A 19060-nucleotide genomic window follows, 5' to 3' on the forward strand; every position below is an offset into this window, starting at 1 on the left:
CCGGGGCTCACCGCACCGGCGGCGTGTGACGGGGAGGGGCGCTCACTCCGACGTCGGCTGCAGCGTCCGGCTCGCCTTGGGGAGGATGGTGGTGATGTAGTCCTCGACCGCCTGGTCCAGGCCGATGTCGTGCTGGGCCCGCTCGGAGAGGTACCAGCGGTGTTCGAGGAGCTGGTGGTAGATCTCCGCCGGGTCCATCGCGCCGCGCAGTTCGGGCGGGACGGCGCGCACGGTCGGGCGGAAGACCTCGCGGACCCAGCGGTGGGCGAGGACCTCGGGGCGGGCGCCGAGGGGATCTCCTGGGGCGTAGTCGTCCTGGGTGGCCATCCAGCTCTCCAGGTCGTTCAGCAGCCGCCGGGCCTGGTTCTCCTCGGTGTCCAGCCCGGTCAGGCGCAGCAGCTGCCGCTGGTGGTGGCCGGCGTCGACGACCTTGGGCACGAAGCTGACCGTGTCCCCGTGCGCGGCGTGCTCGATCTGCATCTCGGCCACGTCGAAACCGAGGTCGTTCAGGCGGCGGATGCGGCGTTCTATGTAGTGGTACTTGCCCGCCGGGTACACCGAGGTCCGGGTCAGCTCCTCCCACAGGCCCCGGTAGCGGGCGCAGATCTCCATGCCGAACTCGATCGGGTCCACGGAGGGGTGCAGCGCCCCGGACGCCTCCAGGTCCAGCAGCTCCCCGCTGATGTTGACCCTGGCGAGATCGAGGTCGTACTCGCGCTGCCCGACGCTGAGTTGCGGATGCAGGTCGCCGGTCTCGGCGTCCACCAGATAGGCGGCGAAGGCGCCCGCGTCGCGCCGGAAGAGGGTGTTGGACAGCGAGCAGTCGCCCCAGGCGAACCCGGCCAGGTGCAGCCGCACCAGGAGCACGGCGAGGGCGTCCATCAGCCGGTGCATGGTGGCCGGGCGCATGGTCGTCTCGAACATCGAGCGGTACGGCATCGAGCCGCCCAGGTGCCGGGTGACCAGGACGCTCTCCAGCGGGGCGCCGTCCGCGTCGAGCCGGCCGGTGACCACGGCCAGCGGGTCCACCGCCGGGATGCCGAGCCGGTCCAGGTCGCGCAGCAGCTCGTACTCGCGCAGCGCGGGGCGTTCGGCCAGCTCCTTGACGGCGATCACCTCGTCGCCCGCGCGGGAGTAGCGCACCACGTGCCGGGAGATGCCGCGCGGCAGCGGGACGAGGTACTCCTGCGGCCACTCCTCCAGCGGCACGTCCCACGGCAGTTCCAGCAGGAGCGCGGGGTGCTCCGGGTTCGTCGCGCTGATCTGCAGTGCCATGCGCCGGGTGTCCTTGTCTCGCCGCCGATCGTCGCCTCACTCTAAAGGGCGCGCTCCCGGGCCCGGTGCGCGGCGTCCGCCACCGGACCGCGGTGCACCGGGCCGTGCCCGGGCAGCAGCAGGTCGCCGTCCAGCTTCGCGAGGACGTCCAGGGAGGCCACGGCACGCGGGCGCTCGCGGTGGAACATGTCCGGCAGCAGCTGCGGCCCCTCGATCCGGGCGGTGGGGTGCCCGCTGACCAGGGCGTCACCGGAGATCACCACGCCCGTGCCGGGCAGGTGGTAGGCGCAGTGGCCGTCGGTGTGGCCGGGGGTGTGCACCGGCACGGGCCGCCCGGGCAGGTCCAGGGCGCCCGGCGCGGGGAACGCCTCGGGGGCCGTGACCGGGACGTGGGCCGTGCCGCCGGACCGCAGCGCGTGCACCGCCCAGGGCAGCACCCCGGGCCGCCAGCCGTTGCGCAGGACCGTCCCGACGGACACCTGGTGCAGGAAGTCCCGGCGGGCGTGCGGTACTTCGGCCTCGTGGAGGTACACCGGCGTGCCGTGGGCGGCGCGCAGGTACTCGGCGGAGCCCAGGTGGTCGTTGTGGGCGTGCGTGACGAGCACGGCCGTGACGGCATCGGGGGAACTTCCCACCTCTGCGAGGGAGGCGAGGAGCCGCTCCCGGTCGCCGGGGTAGCCGGTGTCGACCAGGGTGACGGCGTCCCCTTCGGTGAGGATCACCCAGTTGGTGTTCGAGCCGTGCACCAGGTAGGTGCCGTCCGCGACCTGCCGTACGTCTGCCCGCATGTCCGCCCCGCGCCGTGTGCTCCGGTCCGTCCCGACGGGAGAAGGAAAGCAGACCCCGGCCCGCAGGACGTCGCCGGGTCCGGGCCGGCGGGCCGGTCCGGCGCGGTCGTGCGCGGTGGGTCAGTGCACCCCGTGCGGGCGGAACTGGATGCTGATGCGCGGCCCCGTCGCACGGGTGCTCTTGGGGATCGAGTGCTCCCAGGTGCGCTGGCACGAGCCGCCCATCACGACGAGGTCGCCGTGTCCCAGAGGACGGCGCACGGCCGCGCGGCCGCCGCGCATCGGACGCAGCAGCAGGTCACGCGGTGCCCCCACGGACAGGATCGCGACCATCGTGTCCTCGCGCGCCCCGCGCCCGATCCGGTCGCCGTGCCAGGCCACGCTGTCCCGGCCGTCGCGGTAGTAGCACAGCCCGGCCGTGGTGAACGGCTCGCCGAGCTCGCCGCGGTAGTGGGCGCTGAGCGCGTCCCGCGCCTCGGTCAGCACCGGGTGCGGCAGCGGGTCGCCGGCGCCGTAGAACGCCAGCAGCCGGGGCACGTCGACGACGTGGTCGTACATCTGGCGCCGCTCCGCCCGCCACGGCACCTCGGCGGCGAGCTGTTCGAACAGCGTGTCGGAGCCGCTGAGCCACCCGGGCAGCACGTCGAGCCAGGCGCCGAAGCCCAGATCGGTACGGCGGACCCCGTCGAGCCGGCCGAGGCGCAGCTCGTCGGTCTGGTCGAACAGGGAGCCCTGGAGGTGATGCCTGGCCATGCTCCCAGCGTACCCCGTAATCGAATGTGTGTTCCATAAGAGCGAGAGGGGTTTCGATACACCGATGTATCGCATACATTCGCGTATCGAAAAGGAGGTCCCGCCGTGCCGCACCCGACCGGGCGCGTGACCAGACGCCGCGTCCGCACCCGCGCCAATCTCCTGGACGCCGCCTTCTCGGTGTTCGCCGCCAAGGGCTTCGGGCACGTCTCGATCGAGGAGGTCTGCGAGGCCGCCGGCTACAGCCGGGGCGCCTTCTACTCCAACTTCTCCAGCCTCGACGAACTGTTCTTCGCCCTCTACCGCGACCGGGCCGACCTGATCGCCGCGCAGGTGTCCGGAGCGCTCGCCCTCGACGGACCCGACCTGGACGTGCCCGCCGCCGTGGACCGCGTCACCGGCGTGCTGCTCCTCGACCGGGACTGGCTGCTGGTGAAGACGGACTTCCTCGTGCACGCCGCCCGCGACCCCGAGGTGGCCCGCACCCTGCTGGAGCACCGCGCGCGCCTGCGGCAGGCCATCGCCGACCGGCTGGCCCGCGCCCGCGGGCACACCACGCTGCCCGCCGTCCTCGGCGACATCGACGGTGCCGCGCACGCCGTGGTCGCCGCCTACGACGGCGTCACCACGCAACTGCTGCTGGACCGGGACGCCGACCGCGCCCGGGCCTGGCTGAAGCAACTGCTCACGGCGCTGCTGACCGACGGCAGCGGCACCCCCGATCGCACGAAGCACTGAGGAAGGGACGGGTCGCCATGGATGCCGACGTCATCGTCGTCGGAGCGGGCCTCGCGGGCCTGGTCGCCGCACACGAACTGACCAGCAGGGGCCGCAGGGTGGCCCTCGTCGACCAGGAGAACGCCGCCAACCTCGGCGGCCAGGCCTTCTGGTCCTTCGGCGGGCTGTTCCTCGTCGGCTCCCCGGAGCAGCGGCGCCTGGGCATCAAGGACTCCTTCGACCTCGCCTGGAGCGACTGGCGGGGCAGCGCCGGCTTCGACCGGCTGGACGACGAGGACTCCTGGGCCGTGCGCTGGGCCCGCGCCTACGTCGAGTGGGCCGCGGGGGAGAAGCGGTCCTGGCTCGACGGGCACGGCATCACGTTCCTGCCCACCGTCGGCTGGGCCGAGCGCGGCGACCTCACCGCGCACGGGCACGGCAACACCGTGCCGCGCTTCCACATCGCCTGGGGCACCGGCACCGGCGTCGTCGAACCCTTCGTCCGGTACGCCCGGCAGGCCGCCCGCGACGGCCTGCTCACCTTCCACCACCGGCACCGCGTCGACGCCCTGGTCGTCGAGGGCGGCACCGCCCGGGGCGTGCGCGGCACGGTCCTCGTGGAGGACCCCTCACCCCGTGGTGTGGCCTCCAGCCGCGAGGCGGCCGGGGAGTTCGAACTGACCGCCCAGGCCGTGATCGTCACCAGCGGCGGCATCGGCGCGAACCACGACATCGTCCGCCGCCACTGGCCCGAGCGCCTGGGCACCCCGCCGCGCGAGATGGTCACCGGCGTCCCCGCCTACGTCGACGGCCGGATGCTCGACATCAGCGCCGAGGCCGGCGCCCGCCTGGTCAACCGCGACCGCATGTGGCACTACACCGAGGGCCTGCGCAACTGGGACCCGATCTGGCCCGGCCACGGCATCCGCATCCTGCCCGGACCGTCCTCGATGTGGTTCGACGCCCTCGGCCGCCGCCTGCCCGGGCCGTACCTGCCCGGCTACGACACCCTCGGCACCCTGAAGCACCTGCGCACCACCTCGGACATCGCCGGGTACGACCACTCCTGGTTCATCCTCACCCAGAAGATCATCGAGAAGGAGTTCGCGCTGTCGGGCTCCGAGCAGAACCCCGACATCACCGCCAAGGACCGCACCGGCTTCCTGAAGGAACGCATCCTCGGCAAGGGCGCGCCCGGACCCGTCGACGCGTTCCTGCGCAAGGGTGCCGACTTCGTGACCGCGCCCGGTATCGAGCAACTCGTCGAGAAGATGAACGAGCTGACCGGCGAGCCGCTCCTCGACGCGGCCGGGATCAAGCGGCAGATCGAGGCCCGCGACCTGCAGATGGCCAACCCCTACGCCAAGGACGCCCAGGTGCAGGGCATCCGCAACGCCCGCCGCTACATCGGCGACCGCCTCGGCCGGGTCGCCACTCCGCACCGCCTCCTCGACCCCGCGGCCGGCCCGCTCATCGGCGTCAAACTGCACATCCTCACCCGCAAGACCCTCGGCGGCATCCAGACCGACCTCGACTCCCGCGCCCTGGGCACCGACGGCAAGCCGGTCGAGGGGCTGTACGCGGCCGGGGAGGTCGCCGGCTTCGGAGGCGGCGGGGTGCACGGCTACAACGCCCTGGAGGGAACCTTCCTCGGCGGCTGCCTCTTCTCCGGCCGGGCGGCGGGCCGGGCGGCGGCGCTGCAGACCGGCTGACCGGCCGGCACGGGCCCGTCTCCCCGCGTCCGGGGCGCCTTCAGTCCTCCAGGAGGCGGGCCAGCACCGCGGCGTGGCTGCGCTCCGGCGTCTTCGACGCGGTCAGCAGCGTCACGTCGTTCTCACGGGCCAGCTCGCGCACCCGGTCCAGCGCCTCGGCGGCCTCACCGGAGGCGAGTTCCGCCTCGTACCGCTCGGCGAACTCCTCGTAGGAGCCCTCGTCCGCGTGGTACCAGCGGCGCAGCTCCGTCGACGGGGTGAGCGCCTGCGGCCATTCGTCCACCCGCGCCGCGTCCTTCGCCAGACCGCGCGGCCACAGCCGGTCGGCCAGGACGCGCACGCCGTCCCGCGGCTCGGGCGGATCGTAGACACGGCGGACGCGCACGCTCATGGACGGCCCCTTCCGGACGGACGGACGTGCCGCGAGCGTAACCCCCGGCCGGGCCCTCGGCACGCCGTGCGGCGGGGCAGGTTCCGCTCCCGTCGGGCGGGTACCCCGTCCGCCTGACCACGTCGAAGGAGGAGGTCACACCATGAGCGCACCGGACGATCTGGCGGTCGTGCGCACCCTGGCCGAACTCGCCGATCTGGTCGCACGGCACCAGGGCCTGTACGTCCGCTGGTCCCGCGGCCCGGGGACCGATCTGCGCGCCGTCTCCAGCAAGGACGACCTGACCGGCGTGCCCCTGCCGGGCCTGTCCGCCAATCCGCTCGACCTCGAGCCGTGGTGGCGGGACCGGCCGGTGCGGGTGTGGGTGGCCCGCCGTCTGCACGACTACCACCACCTGCCGCACGAGAAGGGGCCCGGCGTACGGCCCTGGGTGCTCTCCGGCAGGGAGATCGCCCGCGGCCCCGACAACGAGCCGCTGGTCGTCGACGTCCGCCCGCTGTGCTGGATCGACCGGCGGGTGATCGGCGAGGCGAAGGCGGAGATGTCACGGCAGGAAAACCCCTGGGGGCCGCTGCGCCGCAGCTGACCCCCAGGGGAAGGACGTGGCGGGCCCGACCGGGCCGGCGGTCAGGCGGAGCGGCGCCGGGCGGCCGTCCGGCGCTTCAGGGCACGCCGCTCGTCCTCGCTGGTCCCGCCCCACACGCCGATGGACTGCCCGCTGTCCAGGGCCCATTGGAGGCACTGTTCCTGAACGGGGCAGCGCCGGCACACCGCCTTGGCCTGCTGCGTCTGCAGCAGGGCCGGGCCGGAGGTGCCGATCGGGAAGAAGAGTTCGGGGTCCTCGTGCCGGCAGGCAGCGTGGTGTCGCCAGTTGTCCATCGAAGTCACCTGCATCGCGGTAGAGACGTCGTCTTTCGGTTGCTCACTCCCTTGCGGGTCACCTGTCGATGCGGGGTGAAACAGCGCCTGCCCGGCCAATCGGTCACTGCTCGCGCATGCCCCAGGGCGATCCGTACTCCGTCAGCAGGTCCAGGAACGGCCGGGCCGGGAAGGCCTCGGGGCCGAGCACACCGGTGCCCGACCAGGCGCCGGTGGCGAGGAGTTCGAGCGCGACGACCGGGTTGACGGCCGTCTGCCACACCACGGCCTGGGAGCCGTACTCGGCCATCGACCACTGGTTGTCGAGCACGTGGTAGAGGTACACCTCGCGCGGCTCGCCGTCCTTCACGCCCCGCACCCAGGTGCCCGCGCACGTCTTGCCGTGCATCCGCTCGCCCAGCGTCGCCGGGTCGGGCAGGCACGCGGCGACCACGTCTCGCGGCGAGACCGCCACCGGCCCGTCAGGACCGGGCACGGTCACCGGCGCCGTGCGGTCGAGGCCCAGCAGGTGCAGCGTCTTCAGCGTCTCGACGAACTCCCGGCCCAGGCCGTACTTGAAGGTGACCCGGCGCGCGCCGACCCAGCGCGGCACGAGCAGCACCTCCTCATGCTCCACGTTCACGCACTCGACGGGGCCGATGCCCTCGGGGAAGTCGAACACCTCGGGCTCGCTGAAGGGTTCGGTGGTGAACCAGCCTCGGCCGCTCTCGTAGACGACCGGCGGGTTGAGGCACTCCTCGATGGTGGTCCAGATGCTGAACGAGGGCGCGAAGTCGTAGCCGTCGACGGTGAGGTTCGCGCCGTCGCGGATGCCGATCTCCTCGATCTCGTCGAAGAGTTCGTCCGCGGCGTGGCGGGCGAAGACGTCCGACAGGCCGGGTTCCACGCCCATGCCGACGAGGGCCAGCAGCCCTTCCTTCTCCCAGTCGGCCGCCTGCGCGAACTGCTCGTCACCGAGCTTGACCCCGCACGCCTCGTACGGCCGCTCCGGATGCGGGCGGGACAGCGACATCGCCATGTCCAGGTAGGTGGCGCCCGCGGCGCGGGCCGCCCGGAACAGGGGCATCACGAAGCGGGGATCCGTGGCGTTGAGGAGCACGTCGCAGCGGTGCCGCTCCAGCAGTCCCGCCACGGCCCGCTCGTCGCCCGCGTCCACCTGCTCGGCGGTGAACCGCGTGTCGCCGCCGAGCGCCGCGACGGCCGCGCCGGACCGGTCCGGGTCGTAGTCGGCCACCACCATCGCCTCGAAGAACGGCCGCCGGGCCGCGATCCGGGTGATCGCACCGCCCACACCACCGGCACCCACGAGCAGTACACGCATGACAGAAACTCCCTATTCGCGAAGAACGTGACGAGCCCTCGCAGTGATGAAACGCCGCGCCGTGGCATAAGGTCAATCGCGTTGGCATAAGGCGTATGGCCGGGACCTCGCGGAAGGCCCGGGACACACGGATGGAGGGAGCCCGCCGTGCCCAAGCGCGTGGTGCCCGAGGAAAAGCGCCGCCGGCGCAGGCCCACCAAGAGCGGCACGGTGCTGTCCGAGCAGCTGATCGTCGAGACCGCGCTGCGCATGCTGCGCGAGCACGGCAGCGCCGGCCTCACCGCGCGCCGCCTCGGTCTCGCCCTGGACGCCGATCCGAGCACGCTGTACCGCTACTTCCGGGGCATGGACGACCTGACGCTCGCCATCGGCGACGCCCTCATCGGCCAGGCCCTGGCGGGCTGGCGGCGCACGGGGGAGTGGCGGGCGGACCTGCGGTCCTTCGGGCTGCGCGTCCACGCCGCGTACGTGGAGCATCCGCAGGCGGCGGTGCTCACCGCGAGCCGGGTCTCCGGCCGGGCCAACGAACTCGCCGCCGACGAGGCGGTCCTGGACGTCCTGCGCACCGCGGGCTTCCCGCTGCCGGACGCGGTGCGGGTCTACCACGCCTTCATCGACACCACCCTGGGCTTCGCCGCGCTCGACGCCGCGTCGCTTGCCCTGCCCGGCGCCGCGCTGCACGCCGACGAGGAGATGTGGAGCTCGACCTACGCCCGCCTGCCCGCCGCCACGCACCCCCGCCTGGCCGAGGCGGCCCCCCTCCTCGCCACCCGCATGCTCACCAGCGCCTATCCGACGGCCCTGGAGATGCTGCTGGACAGCGCGGCGGCGCAGCTGGACGGGATCACGGACCGGGGGGCGGGAACAGGCCGGTAGCCCGGGCGGACGGGCGGGCGGACGGGCGGGAGGACGGGTGGGCCCGTGGCCCGTGGGCCGTGATCGAGCCGTCAGCCCGATGACTGACCCGTCAACCGACCCCGCAGCGCCACAGTCATGCCCGCAACCCCACGGTCAAGCCCGCAGCCCCCGTTCAAGACCGCAGTGCCTGTGCCGCTGCCGCCGTCACCGCTTCCGCCACCTGCGCCACCGCCGGCGAGTCGAGCTTCCACTGCTGCCAGTACAGCGGTACGTCCGTCACCCGGTCCCCGGCGAAGGCGACGAGACGGCCGTCGCGCAGCAGCGGTTCCGCCTGCGCCTCGGGTACCAGACCCCAGCCCAGACCGAGCGCGACGGTCTCCAGGAAGCCCTCCGACGTCGGCACGTAGTGCCGCAGCGCGCTCGCGCCGCCGCGTCCCCGCGTGAGCCGGCGGACGAAGTCGTCCTGGAAGTCGTCCCGCCGGTCGAAGGTCACCACGGGCGCCTCGAGCAGGACCTTCTCCAAGGGGCCGGCGAGCCGGCGCGCGGCGAAGTCCGGCGCGGCCACCGGCAGGTAGCGCATCCGGCCGAGCGGGCGGACCGAGCAGCCCGGCACGGGATCCGGCGACGAGGTCACCGCCGCCATCACCGCGCCCTGGCGCAGCATCGCCGCCGTGTGGTCCTCGTCCTCGCGGCGCAGCTCGAAGCAGAGCCGCAGTTCCTCCGGCACCCGGGTGAGCACCCGCAGGAACCAGGTGGCCAGCGAGTCCGCGTTGACCGCCACCGCCACCCGGGCCGGCTCGCCGGTGCCGCTCAGTCCGAGCTCCGCGTACGCGTCGTGCTCCAGCCGGGCCATCTGGCGGGCCAGCCGCACCAGCACCTCGCCCGACTGGGTGGGCCGGACCGGCTTGGTCCGCATCAGCAGCACCCGCCCCGTGCGCTGCTCCAGCGCCTTCACCCGCTGGCTGATCGCCGAGGGCGTCACGTGCAGCGCGGCGGCCGCAGCGTCGAACGTGCCCTCGTCCACGACCGCCAGCAGGGTCCGCACCTGGTCCAGCGGGAGATCGGTCGTCATCATGGACGCTAATGTTACGTAAGAATCATTAGCTGGACCGCGATCGGCCGTCTCCGTAGCGTCGAGCCCATGACCAGCACCATCGCCACCGCGGCCGCGGGCTTCGGCACCGGCCTGTCCCTGATCGTCGCCATCGGCGCCCAGAACGCCTTCGTCCTGCGCCAGGGTGCGCGCCGGCAGGCCGTCCTGACCGTCGTCGGCATCTGCGCCCTGTCCGACGCCCTCCTCATCGCCCTGGGGGTGGGCGGGGTCGGCGCGGTGGTGGTGGCGTGGCCGGGCGCGCTGACGGCGGTCGGCTGGATCGGCGGCGCCTTCCTGCTCTGCTACGGCGCCCTGGCCGCGCGCCGGGTGGTCCGGCCGGCGGGCGGCGGGCTGCCGGGCGAGGGCGAGACGGCCGGGTCGCGCCGCCGGGCCGTGCTCACCTGCCTGGCGATGACCTGGCTCAATCCGCACGTCTACCTCGACACCGTCTTCCTGCTCGGCTCCGTCGCCGCCGGTCACGGCCCGCTGCGCTGGACGTTCGGGCTCGGTGCCGTGCTGGCCAGCCTGTGCTGGTTCACCGCCCTCGGGTTCGGCGCCCGGGGCCTCGGCCGCTTCCTTGCCGGGCCCACCGCCTGGCGCGTGCTGGACGGCCTGATCGCCGCCACCATGATCGTCCTCGGTGTCTCCCTCATCGCCGGTGGCTGAGCCCTTCGGCCCTCGGCCGTGGCACACCCCGGCGCCGGTGCGATAGTGATCCCCGCCGGGAAAGGTGCAGCGAGCATCGAGGATGGCGCGTGGACGCGAGCGACAGCACGACCGAAGAGCGGGAGCCCGGGCCGCAGGCTCCCCGGCGGCGCCATCCGCGGCGCTGGGCGATGGACACCCGCCCACTGCGCCGCCCCGCCTACCGGCGCCTGTGGGGCTCCACCGCCGTCACGGCCGTCGGCAGCCAGCTCACCGCGGTCGCTGTGCCCAAGCAGGTCTACGACATCACCGGCTCCTCGGCGTGGGTCGGCGCGGCGAGCCTGGCCGGACTCGTGCCGCTGATCGTGTTCGCGCTGTGGGGCGGGGCGGTCGCCGACAGCATGGACCGGCGCAAGCTGCTGCTGATCACCAACAGCGGCATCGCCGTCACCTCGCTGCTGTTCTGGCTGCAGGCCTTCGCCGCTGTGGACTCGGTGGCCGTGCTGATGGTGCTGCTCGCGGTGCAGCAGGCCTTCTGGGGCCTGAACGCCCCGGCCCGCAGCGCCTCCATCGCCCGCCTGGTCCCCGAGCACGAACTGCCCGCCGCGGGCGCCCTCGGCTCGACCGTGATGCAGACCGGGCAGATCGCCGGCCCGCTGCTCGCCGGAGCCCTCATCCCCGTCATCGGCCTGCCCGAGCTCTACCTGATCGACGCGCTCGCGCTGTGCGTCACGGTGTGGGCGGTGCACCGGCTGCCGCCGCTGCCGCCGCTGGCCGGTACGGCGGCACGCCGCGCGGGCGTGAAGGAGATAGCCGCCGGTTTCCGCTACATCTCCGGGCACACCGTGCTGCTGCTGTCCTTCCTCGCCGACATCGTCGCCATGGTCCTCGGCATGCCCCGAGCCCTGTTCCCGCAGCTGGCCGCCCAGACCTTCGCGGGGTACGGCGAGGGTCTCGCGCTGGGGCTGCTGTTCGCGGCGATCCCGGTCGGCGCCGTGCTCGGCGGGCTGTTCTCGGGCACGTTCTCCCGGGCCCGGCGGCACGGCTGGATGGTCATCGGGGCGGTCGTCGTCTGGGGCGCGGCCATCGCGGGCTTCGGGCTGAGCGGCAGCCTCTGGATCGCGGTGGCGTTCCTCGCCGTCGCCGGGGTGGCCGACATGGTGTCCATGGTCTTCCGCGGCGCGATCCTGCTGTCCGCCGCCACCGACGAGATGCGCGGCCGGATGCAGGGCGTGTTCACCGTGGTCGTGGCGGGCGGCCCGCGCCTCGCCGACCTGCTGCACGGCACCGCGGGCTCCGCCTTCGGCCCCCGCACGGCCGTCACGGGCGGCGGACTGCTGGTGGTCGCCGTGATGCTGGCCCTGGCCGCCGCCGTGCCGGCGCTGCGCCGCTACCGGGTCTGACGTCTCACAGGACTCCGCGGCGGTGCAGCGTGTACTGCTCCATCAGCTTGCCGCGGGTCATCTCCAGCCGGTGGGCCAGCACTTCGGCGACGTTGCGCACCAGCATCAGCCCGAGTTCGGTGTCCTCCTCGCACAGCCGCAGCACGGCCTTGGCGTCGAACTCGTAGGCCCGTACCGGACTGAACGCCACCGCGCCGAAGTCCCAGGTGTACGGCGGGAACAGCCAGGACCAGCCGAGCAGGTCGCCCGCGCCGAGACTGGCCACGGTCGCCCGCTGCAGGGCGTTCAGCTGCTGGTCCAGGGAGACGGCCCCCGAGCGGATGACCCAGAAGCGGTCGGCCGCGCCGCCCGCCTCGAAGATCCGCGTGTCCTCGGGGAAGGACACCTCCCGGGCCAGCGTCATCAGGCGCTGGCGCTGGGGCGGAGGCAGGGCGGTCAGGAGTTTGATCGCTTTGGTCATGCGGAGCTCCTCGCCGGGCGTCGACGTCGGTGCGGTGCCTGCTGCGGGGGCTGGTGCCGAGGTGTTGTCCCCAAGCCCATTTCAGCCGCTGCGGGGGCCCGTGGCACCTCGGCGGCGGTAACTTTTCGCGGGCATGAGAAAGCCCTGGCTGGACGGGGGAAACCAGCCAGGGCCCCAACGGGTGCGGGAGGACGGGGGGTCGACTCCGTCACCACGTATGGATGAACGGTAAACCATTCGGGAGCCCGATGCGTAGCCGAGACCGGGTTGCGTGACCTGTTTCACTTCACCGGGTGTCCCCGGCGACCACCCGGACCGTCTCCAGCTGCGGATCCGCCGGGTCGGGCAGGTGCATGCCCGCCTCCAGCCCCGTCCTCAGGTACGCCAGCACCGGCTCGGTCAGGCGCTCGCCCGGGAGGACCGCCGGGATGCCCGGGGGATAGGGCGTGATCATCTCCGCCGCGACCCGCCCCGCCGCCTCCGCCACCGGCACGTCCTCGGCCGGACCGAAGAACGCGTCCCTGGGCAGCACCGCCTGCTCCATCCGCAGCCCGGCGGGCGACGGCACCTCCACCCGCGGCGCCCGGGGCAGCTCCCGCGCGGCCCGCGCGAGGTCCCGCAGCGCCTCCAGCAGCTCCCCGGTGGTCTCCCGGTCGTCGCCGTGGGTGATCTGGGCGCCGATCCGGCGGTGGTCCACCAGGTGGGCGTCGATGTTCCGGTGCTCGCGCAGCCAGTCCGCCGCCTGGTAGCCGGTGATCCCGAGCCCGGTGAGGTCGATGACACCGGGCAGCGGGTCGAAGTCGTCGGACAGGCCGGGGCCGCAGAAGTCCTCCCGGCCGTTGACGTGCAGCCCGTCGATCTCCTCGACGGCGGCCCTGACCTCACCCGCCAGGTCCAGCGCGCCGCCCAGCAGTTCCCCGCCGCGCAGCGCCATCTGCCGCCGCCACCCGTCCAGACCGGCGAAGATCAGCGCCGACGGGCTGGTGGTGCCCAGCAGGTCCGCGCGCATCCCCAGCAGCGCCGGCGGGACCAGGCCGCCCTGCAGATGGAAGACGGACCCCTGCTCCAAGCCGCTGCCCATCTTGTGGATGCTGGTCACGCAGATGTCCGCGCCCGCGTCCATCGCCCAGGACGGCAGGTCCGGGTGGAAGGGCAGGTGCGCGCCCCACGCCTCGTCCACGATCAGCGGCCGCGAGCGCCGGTGGCACACCTGCGCGACGGCCCGCAGATCCGCGCAGCCGCCGTACGGCGTCGGGCTCGTGATCAGCGCGCCGCGCGCGTCCGGATGCTCCTCGAAGGCCCGGTCGAACTCCTCCGCGGACGGGGGATGGGCCAGATGCCGCTCGCCGTCCCAGCGGGGCTCGACCCACACCGGCTCGATACCGGACAGGATCAGGCCCGACACCACCGACTTGTGGGCGTCCCGCCCGATCAGCAGCTTCTCGTGCGGCCCGGCGACCGACAGCATCGCGGCCTTCACCGACAGGGAGCTGCCGCAGGTGCTGAAGAACGTGTGGTCGGCGTGCACCGCGTCCGCCATCAGCTCCTGCGCCCGCTGCAGCACCCGCCCCCGGGTGAGCCGGTCGTCCAGACCGCCCGTGGCCAGCACGTCCCCGAGGAACACCGCGTCGCCGAGCACCTCGCGGACCGCCGGGTCGGCGCCCCGGGCCTGCTTGTGCCCGGGGGGCGTGAACGACAGGCGCCCCTTGCGGTGGTACTCGTCCAGGGCTTCCAGAACCGGTGCTCGGGTGTGGTCGACCGTCATGCGCGCCGGGTTCCCGGCAACCGCCCGCCCAACCGGCCCGGGCCGTCACCGGGCACCCGGCGCCCGGTCAACCCCGCGTGGTGCCGTCACCGGGCGCCCGGCGCCCGGTCAGCCCCGCGCGGTGTGTCTGCCCGGGGTCAGGATCTCGTCCAGCACCGTGAGCACCGCCTCGTAGGACATCCGCCGCACGGTCGCGTCCCGAGCCCCCTGGGGGTCGGTCGCGGTCAGTTCCTCGCTCCTGGTCTGCCACGCGCGCTCCTCCTGCAGCGCGCAGGCCCTCGCGCGCTGGATGCGCCGCAGCAGTTCGTCCGAATCCACCACATCGGTCATGCACTCCCCCTACCCCCGCAGCGCGGGGAAATGGCACCGGCTCCCGGCCGTTCGGGGGCTTTCGGCCGCGCAGGGCCGCCCCGGAGGTTTGCAGGTGCGGCGAGAGGTCAGCCGCACAGGAGGAGCCGCGGCGCCGTCGAGGTGCGTGTCCCGGACGCCGTGACGGCTCCGCGGGCAGCGAGCGGGTCCGCGAGCCCGGGGCGCGGAGCGGGGGGAACACGGAACGCGGCCCGGGCCCGGCTTTCCGTCCCGACCGACCAGGGAGCTGAAGAATGTGCGACGAGCGCATGATCGAATTTGTTGACGAGCCGCCCGGTGGGCACCGGGCCCGGCCCTGCCAGCCGGCCGAGGCGCGCCGGGCCGTGGCACACGCCGTGGCCGAACGCTGCCGGGCCACCCGCACCCCCTGCGACGCGGAGGCCCTGTCCGACGCGCTGCTCGTCGCCTCGGAGCTGACCACCAACGCGATCCTGCACGGCGGTGGCGTCACCGACTTCCGGGTCGACGTCGACGGCCCCGGAGTCCGGGTCTCGGTCAGCGACCGCAGCGACGAACTCCCCGTGACCGCCCCGCCGGCCGACGCGCACGGCCGGCTGCGGCACGGCGGCCACGGCTGGCCCATCGTCTGCCGGCTCTCCCGGGACGTCCGCGTGTCGGACCTGCCCGCCGGCGGCAAGTGCATCACCGCCGTCGTGTCCCTGGTCTGACCACCGCCGACACGGCTTTCGGCAGATTGCTCTGCAAAGTGGAGTTTGCTCCACCGGGTGCAGGGCAGACGCAGTTTCGTGCTTCGGACCGGAGGCGCGCCAGCGGGAGCGGTATGACCGCCCCGGAGGCCCTCCAGGCGTTCCGGGCGGCGTACTCCCCGCGGTCAGTCCCTGAAACCACCGTTCAGGAGCGAATCCGTATGCTCATCGATACGCCCACCCACCGTCCCGGCACGCCCGAAACGACGACCACCGCCCCCAAGCGGCGTCACGACGACGCGCCCGACACCGCAGCCCTCTTCACCCGCATGGCGGAGCTGGAGGAAGGGCCCGAGCGGGAAGCCGTCCGTGACGAACTCGTCACGCTGTGGCTGCCCATGGCTCACCGCATCGCAGGCCGCTTCCGCGACCGCGGGGAGTCGATCGAGGATCTCCGCCAGGTGGCCGCCCTGGGCCTCGTCAAGGCCATCGACCGGTTCGACCCGAGCCGGGGAGCCTTCGAGAGTTACGCCGTCCCCACCATCACCGGCGAGGTCAAGCGTCATTTCCGGGATCGTATGTGGGCCCTGAGGGTCCCCCGTCGCGTGCAGGAACTGCGCAACAAGGTGCGCGTGGCACGCCGTGAACTCACCCAGAACCCGGGCAGCCCCGAGCCCTCCGTGGCGGACATCGCCGCTCACACCGGCCTGACCGAGGAAGAGGTCAACGCCGGGCTGGAGGCCCTGGAGAGCTTCAGCACGCTGTCGCTGGACGCCGAACTCTCGGCCGACGACGACGGCTACAGCCTCGCGGACACCCTCGGCGCGGCCGACTCGTCCTACGACGTGGTCGTCGACCGCGAGTCCGCCAAGGAAGGCCTGCGCCGCCTGCCGGAGCGCGAACGGGCCATCCTCTACATGCGCTTCTTCGAGGACATGACCCAAAGCCGCATCGCCGACCGGCTGGGCATCTCGCAGATGCACGTCTCCCGGCTCATCAGCCGCAGCTGCGCCCGTGTGCGCGACGAGGTCCTGGGGCAGCGCGCCCGGGGCAACGGCGGCTCTTCCACCACGGCCTGACCCCCGAACCCCTTGGAGCGAACGACATGCTGAGGCCCCATCCCGCCGTGCTGCGCCGTCTCGTCGACGAGTACGAGACGCTGACGGCCGCCGACGCCGGTGCCGGACCGGCTCAGGCGAGCGCACGGGCACGCGACCTGGCGTACACGCTGTGCGTGTCCACCGGCACCCGGGACGTCCGGCACGCCCTGGAGGAGGCGCACCGGTGGCTCGCGGACGCACCCGCACCGGCCCGCGAGACGGCCGTGCCCCCGGCCTCCGGGCAGACCTTGGTGGCCACGAACAACGCCTGACCCGCGTGTGCGGGTGAGGCGACGGGGAAAACGAGGCAGAACCGGGGTCCGGCCGGCGGCGGCAGCCGTCGGCCGGACCCACGCCTGTCCCTTCACGAAGGAGCTGGAAGCCGTATGTCCACCGCGGGGCGGGAAACGGCCGCCGAGGACCACGGACGGAGCGAACTGGAACGCCTGCGCGCCGAGCTGCGCGATCTGCGGGCCCGCGCCCGCGTGTACCCCCTGATCTCCCAGGCACAGGGCATCCTGCAGGAGCGCTACGCCCTGCCCGACGCCGAGAGCGCCTTCGCCCTGCTGCAGCGCGCGTCCCAGCAGCACAACGTCAAGGTGCGGACCCTGGCCGGGGCGCTGATCAGGACACCGCGCCCCGACGACCGGGAACCGCTGTGGTTCCCGCGCCGCGTGCGGCTGCCCGAACCCGCCCTGACGTTCACCACGGCCCACCGCTCCGGATCCGGCAGCCGCGGAGCCGTCCTCAAGGCCGTGCTCGGCACCACCCTCACGGTGACCTCCACCGACATGGGCAACGTCCAGCTGTCCGATCCGGCCCGCGGCGGCCTGCGCATCGAGCAGCACACCGGGCTCACGGCCGACTTCGTCGACTTCTTCGCGTTCGTCGGCGAGGACGGCACGTCCTGCGCGCAGGCCGCCCGGGACGTCTCGCAGGTCACCATCCGCGAGGTGGAGAGCGACCCCGCCCTCGCCGAACCCGCCCGGACGGCCATCCTCGCGGCGGGCAGCAGGGCCTGCCACAGCGTCCCGCTGACGACGGACTCGGGGCAGTGCGTGGGGGTGGTCTCGGCCCACATGGACCGGCCCCTGCGCGGACTGACCGAGACCCAGACCAAGGCCCTCGGCGTCGTGGGCACCCAGGCCGGCCGCTGGCTCGCCTGGCACGACCGCACGGTGGTCCTCGACGCCCTGGAGCACCTGCACGCCCTCGGCCGGGCCCGCAGGGGATCGCGGCACCGGCGCCTCTGAGCGGGAACCGGGGCCGGGCGAACGGGACGGCGGGTCGCCCGTACCGCGGACGTGCCCCTCGCGTCCGGCATCTGCGGCGGGTCCTGGTTTTCCTCCACCACCCGCGGCCCTGCGGGGAGGGGCTGGTGCACGCGGAGCACACCGGTGAAGGGCGGCAGCGTGGCGTCACCACCGTCCCGTGACGCGACCCGGGCGCCGCTGGGGCGAAGACCTCGCCGGGGACGGCACGCCGCATCAACCGGAATCCGCAGGTCCGGCGGCCCGCACCCGGTGTGCGGCCCCCGACCCGGGGCATCCGCAGAGCCGGGAGGATGACATGAACACAAGCGCGATGGCACAACGCGGCCGGTTCCGGACCGGACGAGCGGCGCGGGGCTCGGTGACCGAGGGGGCGGCCCGGGCCGGACTCACCGCCCGCGGCGTGATCTACCTGCTCGTCGGCGCGCTGGCCCTGCAGATCGCCTTCGGCGGCACGGGCCGCCAGGCCGACCGCGGGGGAGCGCTGGAGGAGCTGTCCCACAAGCCGTTCGGCGCCGTCCTGCTGTGGGCGCTGGGCATCGGACTCGTCGGCATGGCCCTGTGGCGGCTGTCCGAGACCCTCTTCGGCTCGACCGGACCCGACGGCCGCAAGGCCCGCAAGCGTCTGCTGGCAGCGGTCCGCTGCGTGTTCTACGTTTTCGTCGCCTACTCCGTGCTGTCGTTCGCGGCGACCCGGCACCAGAGCGGCGGCGGGTCCAGCGACCGCCAGTCCCGGGACGCCACCGCGCGGGTCATGGAGATACCCGCCGGCCAGTGGCTGGTCGGCGCCGCCGGGATCGCGATCGTCGCCGCGGGCTGCTGGATCGGCGTCCGGGCGGTCCTGCGCAAGTACCACGACAAGCTCCGGCTGGGGCAGATGAGCCGCCGCACACGGCAGCTGGTGGACGTCACCGGCGTGGCCGGCGGCGTCGCCCGCGGACTGGTGTTCGCCGCCGCCGGCGTCTTCGCCGTCCGGGCCGCCGTCGACTACGAACCCGACCGGGCCAAGGGCCTGGACGACACCCTGCGCACCCTCGCCGACACCCCGCTCGGCCCGTGGCTGCTGGTCTGCGTCGCGGCCGGACTGGTGCTCTTCGGCGTGTTCTCCTTCGCCATGGCCCGCTGGCGCCGCGTCTGAGCCGCGCCCGGCGGGGAACACGGTGCACATGAGCGATTCCGAGATTCCGCATGGCGACGGCCGGCCCGTGGACGTGTACCTGGACCTCCTGCGCATCCGGATGGACACGGAGGACTACCGCCTCCTGATGCGCGTGGTGGAACCGGTCCTCGAGGCGATCGACGAGGAACGCCTGTCCAGCCTCGACTTCGCGCTCGACTCGGGCGACGGCGACGAGCTCCCCCAGGAGGTCCGCGACGAGGTGGCCCTCGTCATCGCGACCGCCGTCACCGGACGCCTGGACAACGAAGTGGTCGAACTGAACGTGGACGACACGGGCCCGGTCCGCATCGTCACGGACGCGACCACCGCCTCCGACCCGGCCCGCCTCGGCGAGATAGCCGACTACATCAAGGAACGGCACCGCCAGACCGAGGAACTGCGCGGCATCGCCGAGGTGAGCGGCCTGCCCACGGACTTCTGACGGGCGCCGGCG

General features: G+C 73.4%; 22 protein-coding genes. 12 read left to right on the forward strand and 10 right to left on the reverse strand.

The genetic code is table 11. From position 1 onward, the window contains the following. Positions 1–42 precede the first annotated feature (42 nt). From ABZY20_RS22060 to ABZY20_RS22070, 3 genes are all read right to left on the reverse strand, one after another. Positions 43–1275, reverse strand: a complete 1233-nt coding sequence (locus ABZY20_RS22060; protein ID WP_356443213.1) for a DUF4032 domain-containing protein — start codon at positions 1273–1275, stop codon at positions 43–45. Between the two features lie 41 nt (positions 1276–1316). Next, positions 1317–2063, reverse strand: coding sequence for an MBL fold metallo-hydrolase (locus tag ABZY20_RS22065; RefSeq protein ID WP_356443214.1), 747 nt, complete (start codon positions 2061–2063; stop codon positions 1317–1319). Between the two features lie 120 nt (positions 2064–2183). After that, entirely contained in the window at positions 2184–2816 is a 633-nt protein-coding gene (locus ABZY20_RS22070) for an alpha-ketoglutarate-dependent dioxygenase AlkB (RefSeq protein ID WP_356443215.1), read from the reverse strand. Positions 2817–2921: 105 nt separating this feature from the next. Between ABZY20_RS22070 and ABZY20_RS22075 the strand changes: the two genes are divergently transcribed. Next, positions 2922–3554, forward strand: a complete 633-nt coding sequence (locus tag ABZY20_RS22075) for a TetR/AcrR family transcriptional regulator (RefSeq protein ID WP_356443216.1) — start codon at positions 2922–2924, stop codon at positions 3552–3554. A gap of 17 nt (positions 3555–3571) precedes the next feature. Next, positions 3572–5245 carry an FAD-binding dehydrogenase gene (locus tag ABZY20_RS22080; protein ID WP_356443217.1) on the forward strand — a complete coding sequence of 558 codons (1674 nt, stop codon included), beginning with the start codon at positions 3572–3574 and terminating at the stop codon, positions 5243–5245. A 40-nt stretch (positions 5246–5285) separates the two neighbouring features. On the opposite strand, the gene ABZY20_RS22085 is transcribed toward ABZY20_RS22080, so the two are convergent. Beyond that, positions 5286–5636, reverse strand: a complete 351-nt coding sequence (locus ABZY20_RS22085; protein ID WP_356443218.1) for a DUF488 family protein — start codon at positions 5634–5636, stop codon at positions 5286–5288. A gap of 142 nt (positions 5637–5778) precedes the next feature. On the opposite strand from ABZY20_RS22085, the gene ABZY20_RS22090 reads away from it, so the two are divergent. Next, entirely contained in the window at positions 5779–6222 is a 444-nt protein-coding gene (locus tag ABZY20_RS22090) for a DUF6098 family protein (protein ID WP_356443219.1), read from the forward strand. Positions 6223–6263: 41 nt separating this feature from the next. Here the strand turns inward: ABZY20_RS22090 and ABZY20_RS22095 are convergent, their stop codons facing one another. Both ABZY20_RS22095 and ABZY20_RS22100 read right to left on the reverse strand, forming a co-directional pair. After that, positions 6264–6515 carry a WhiB family transcriptional regulator gene (locus ABZY20_RS22095; RefSeq protein WP_356443220.1) on the reverse strand — a complete coding sequence of 84 codons (252 nt, stop codon included), beginning with the start codon at positions 6513–6515 and terminating at the stop codon, positions 6264–6266. 103 nt (positions 6516–6618) lie between these two features. Beyond that, entirely contained in the window at positions 6619–7836 is a 1218-nt protein-coding gene (locus ABZY20_RS22100) for a saccharopine dehydrogenase C-terminal domain-containing protein (RefSeq protein WP_356443221.1), read from the reverse strand. 147 nt (positions 7837–7983) lie between these two features. On the opposite strand from ABZY20_RS22100, the gene ABZY20_RS22105 reads away from it, so the two are divergent. Continuing rightward, positions 7984–8712: a TetR/AcrR family transcriptional regulator gene (locus ABZY20_RS22105; protein WP_356443222.1), complete on the forward strand. Its 729-nt coding sequence runs from the start codon at positions 7984–7986 to the stop codon at positions 8710–8712. Between the two features lie 154 nt (positions 8713–8866). Here ABZY20_RS22105 and ABZY20_RS22110 read toward each other — a convergent pair whose 3' ends face one another. After that, positions 8867–9766 carry a LysR family transcriptional regulator ArgP gene (locus tag ABZY20_RS22110; protein WP_356443260.1) on the reverse strand — a complete coding sequence of 300 codons (900 nt, stop codon included), beginning with the start codon at positions 9764–9766 and terminating at the stop codon, positions 8867–8869. 69 nt (positions 9767–9835) lie between these two features. On the opposite strand from ABZY20_RS22110, the gene ABZY20_RS22115 reads away from it, so the two are divergent. Further along, complete coding sequence (locus tag ABZY20_RS22115; RefSeq protein WP_356443223.1) at positions 9836–10453, forward strand: LysE/ArgO family amino acid transporter; 618 nt, start codon at positions 9836–9838, stop codon at positions 10451–10453. Between the two features lie 89 nt (positions 10454–10542). After that, complete coding sequence (locus tag ABZY20_RS22120) at positions 10543–11835, forward strand: MFS transporter (RefSeq protein WP_356443224.1); 1293 nt, start codon at positions 10543–10545, stop codon at positions 11833–11835. A gap of 4 nt (positions 11836–11839) precedes the next feature. Here the strand turns inward: ABZY20_RS22120 and ABZY20_RS22125 are convergent, their stop codons facing one another. The 3 genes from ABZY20_RS22125 to ABZY20_RS22135 all read right to left on the reverse strand — a co-directional run bounded on the left by ABZY20_RS22125 (position 11840) and on the right by ABZY20_RS22135 (position 14390). Then, a complete protein-coding gene (locus ABZY20_RS22125; protein WP_356443225.1) occupies positions 11840–12295 on the reverse strand; it encodes a cyclic nucleotide-binding domain-containing protein in 456 nt (151 codons plus the stop codon). Between the two features lie 286 nt (positions 12296–12581). Beyond that, positions 12582–14060, reverse strand: a complete 1479-nt coding sequence (locus ABZY20_RS22130; RefSeq protein ID WP_356443226.1) for an ornithine decarboxylase — start codon at positions 14058–14060, stop codon at positions 12582–12584. 108 nt (positions 14061–14168) lie between these two features. Next, entirely contained in the window at positions 14169–14390 is a 222-nt protein-coding gene (locus tag ABZY20_RS22135) for a hypothetical protein (protein WP_356443227.1), read from the reverse strand. 272 nt (positions 14391–14662) lie between these two features. Between ABZY20_RS22135 and ABZY20_RS22140 the strand changes: the two genes are divergently transcribed. The 6 genes from ABZY20_RS22140 to ABZY20_RS22165 all read left to right on the forward strand — a co-directional run bounded on the left by ABZY20_RS22140 (position 14663) and on the right by ABZY20_RS22165 (position 19048). Further along, a complete protein-coding gene (locus ABZY20_RS22140) occupies positions 14663–15097 on the forward strand; it encodes an ATP-binding protein (RefSeq protein ID WP_356443228.1) in 435 nt (144 codons plus the stop codon). 200 nt (positions 15098–15297) lie between these two features. After that, entirely contained in the window at positions 15298–16155 is an 858-nt protein-coding gene (locus tag ABZY20_RS22145; protein WP_356443229.1) for an RNA polymerase sigma factor SigF, read from the forward strand. 26 nt (positions 16156–16181) lie between these two features. Further along, positions 16182–16448 (forward strand): DUF5133 domain-containing protein, encoded by a 267-nt coding sequence (locus ABZY20_RS22150; RefSeq protein WP_356443230.1) that lies wholly within the window; start codon positions 16182–16184, stop codon positions 16446–16448. A gap of 114 nt (positions 16449–16562) precedes the next feature. Beyond that, entirely contained in the window at positions 16563–17429 is an 867-nt protein-coding gene (locus ABZY20_RS22155) for an ANTAR domain-containing protein (protein WP_356443231.1), read from the forward strand. Positions 17430–17745: 316 nt separating this feature from the next. Further along, the gene (locus tag ABZY20_RS22160) at positions 17746–18585 is read left to right on the forward strand and encodes a DUF1206 domain-containing protein (RefSeq protein ID WP_356443232.1); all 840 of its coding nucleotides are present in this window, start codon (positions 17746–17748) and stop codon (positions 18583–18585) included. A gap of 28 nt (positions 18586–18613) precedes the next feature. Next, positions 18614–19048, forward strand: a complete 435-nt coding sequence (locus ABZY20_RS22165; RefSeq protein WP_356443233.1) for a hypothetical protein — start codon at positions 18614–18616, stop codon at positions 19046–19048. Positions 19049–19060: the final 12 nt, after the last annotated feature.

This window comes from Streptomyces sp. NPDC006624 (assembly GCF_040611555.1).
Lineage (GTDB): Bacteria > Actinomycetota > Actinomycetes > Streptomycetales > Streptomycetaceae > Streptomyces.

Bases quoted from the DNA above. Each gene is read 5' to 3' on its own strand.
- ABZY20_RS22065 (WP_356443214.1), bottom strand. From the start codon at position 2,063: ATGCGGGCAGACGTACGGCAGGTCGCGGACGGCACCTACCTGGTGCAC.
- ABZY20_RS22070 (WP_356443215.1), bottom strand. From the start codon at position 2,816: ATGGCCAGGCATCACCTCCAGGGCTCCCTGTTCGACCAGACCGACGAG.
- ABZY20_RS22090 (WP_356443219.1), top strand. From the start codon at position 5,779: ATGAGCGCACCGGACGATCTGGCGGTCGTGCGCACCCTGGCCGAACTC.
- ABZY20_RS22080 (WP_356443217.1), top strand. From the start codon at position 3,572: ATGGATGCCGACGTCATCGTCGTCGGAGCGGGCCTCGCGGGCCTGGTC.
- ABZY20_RS22095 (WP_356443220.1), bottom strand. From the start codon at position 6,515: ATGGACAACTGGCGACACCACGCTGCCTGCCGGCACGAGGACCCCGAA.
- ABZY20_RS22150 (WP_356443230.1), top strand. From the start codon at position 16,182: ATGCTGAGGCCCCATCCCGCCGTGCTGCGCCGTCTCGTCGACGAGTAC.
- ABZY20_RS22125 (WP_356443225.1), bottom strand. From the start codon at position 12,295: ATGACCAAAGCGATCAAACTCCTGACCGCCCTGCCTCCGCCCCAGCGC.
- ABZY20_RS22060 (WP_356443213.1), bottom strand. From the start codon at position 1,275: ATGGCACTGCAGATCAGCGCGACGAACCCGGAGCACCCCGCGCTCCTG.
- ABZY20_RS22135 (WP_356443227.1), bottom strand. From the start codon at position 14,390: ATGACCGATGTGGTGGATTCGGACGAACTGCTGCGGCGCATCCAGCGC.
- ABZY20_RS22140 (WP_356443228.1), top strand. From the start codon at position 14,663: ATGTGCGACGAGCGCATGATCGAATTTGTTGACGAGCCGCCCGGTGGG.
- ABZY20_RS22145 (WP_356443229.1), top strand. From the start codon at position 15,298: ATGCTCATCGATACGCCCACCCACCGTCCCGGCACGCCCGAAACGACG.
- ABZY20_RS22130 (WP_356443226.1), bottom strand. From the start codon at position 14,060: ATGACGGTCGACCACACCCGAGCACCGGTTCTGGAAGCCCTGGACGAG.
- ABZY20_RS22110 (WP_356443260.1), bottom strand. From the start codon at position 9,766: ATGACGACCGATCTCCCGCTGGACCAGGTGCGGACCCTGCTGGCGGTC.
- ABZY20_RS22155 (WP_356443231.1), top strand. From the start codon at position 16,563: ATGTCCACCGCGGGGCGGGAAACGGCCGCCGAGGACCACGGACGGAGC.
- ABZY20_RS22165 (WP_356443233.1), top strand. From the start codon at position 18,614: ATGAGCGATTCCGAGATTCCGCATGGCGACGGCCGGCCCGTGGACGTG.
- ABZY20_RS22085 (WP_356443218.1), bottom strand. From the start codon at position 5,636: ATGAGCGTGCGCGTCCGCCGTGTCTACGATCCGCCCGAGCCGCGGGAC.
- ABZY20_RS22160 (WP_356443232.1), top strand. From the start codon at position 17,746: ATGAACACAAGCGCGATGGCACAACGCGGCCGGTTCCGGACCGGACGA.
- ABZY20_RS22115 (WP_356443223.1), top strand. From the start codon at position 9,836: ATGACCAGCACCATCGCCACCGCGGCCGCGGGCTTCGGCACCGGCCTG.
- ABZY20_RS22100 (WP_356443221.1), bottom strand. From the start codon at position 7,836: ATGCGTGTACTGCTCGTGGGTGCCGGTGGTGTGGGCGGTGCGATCACC.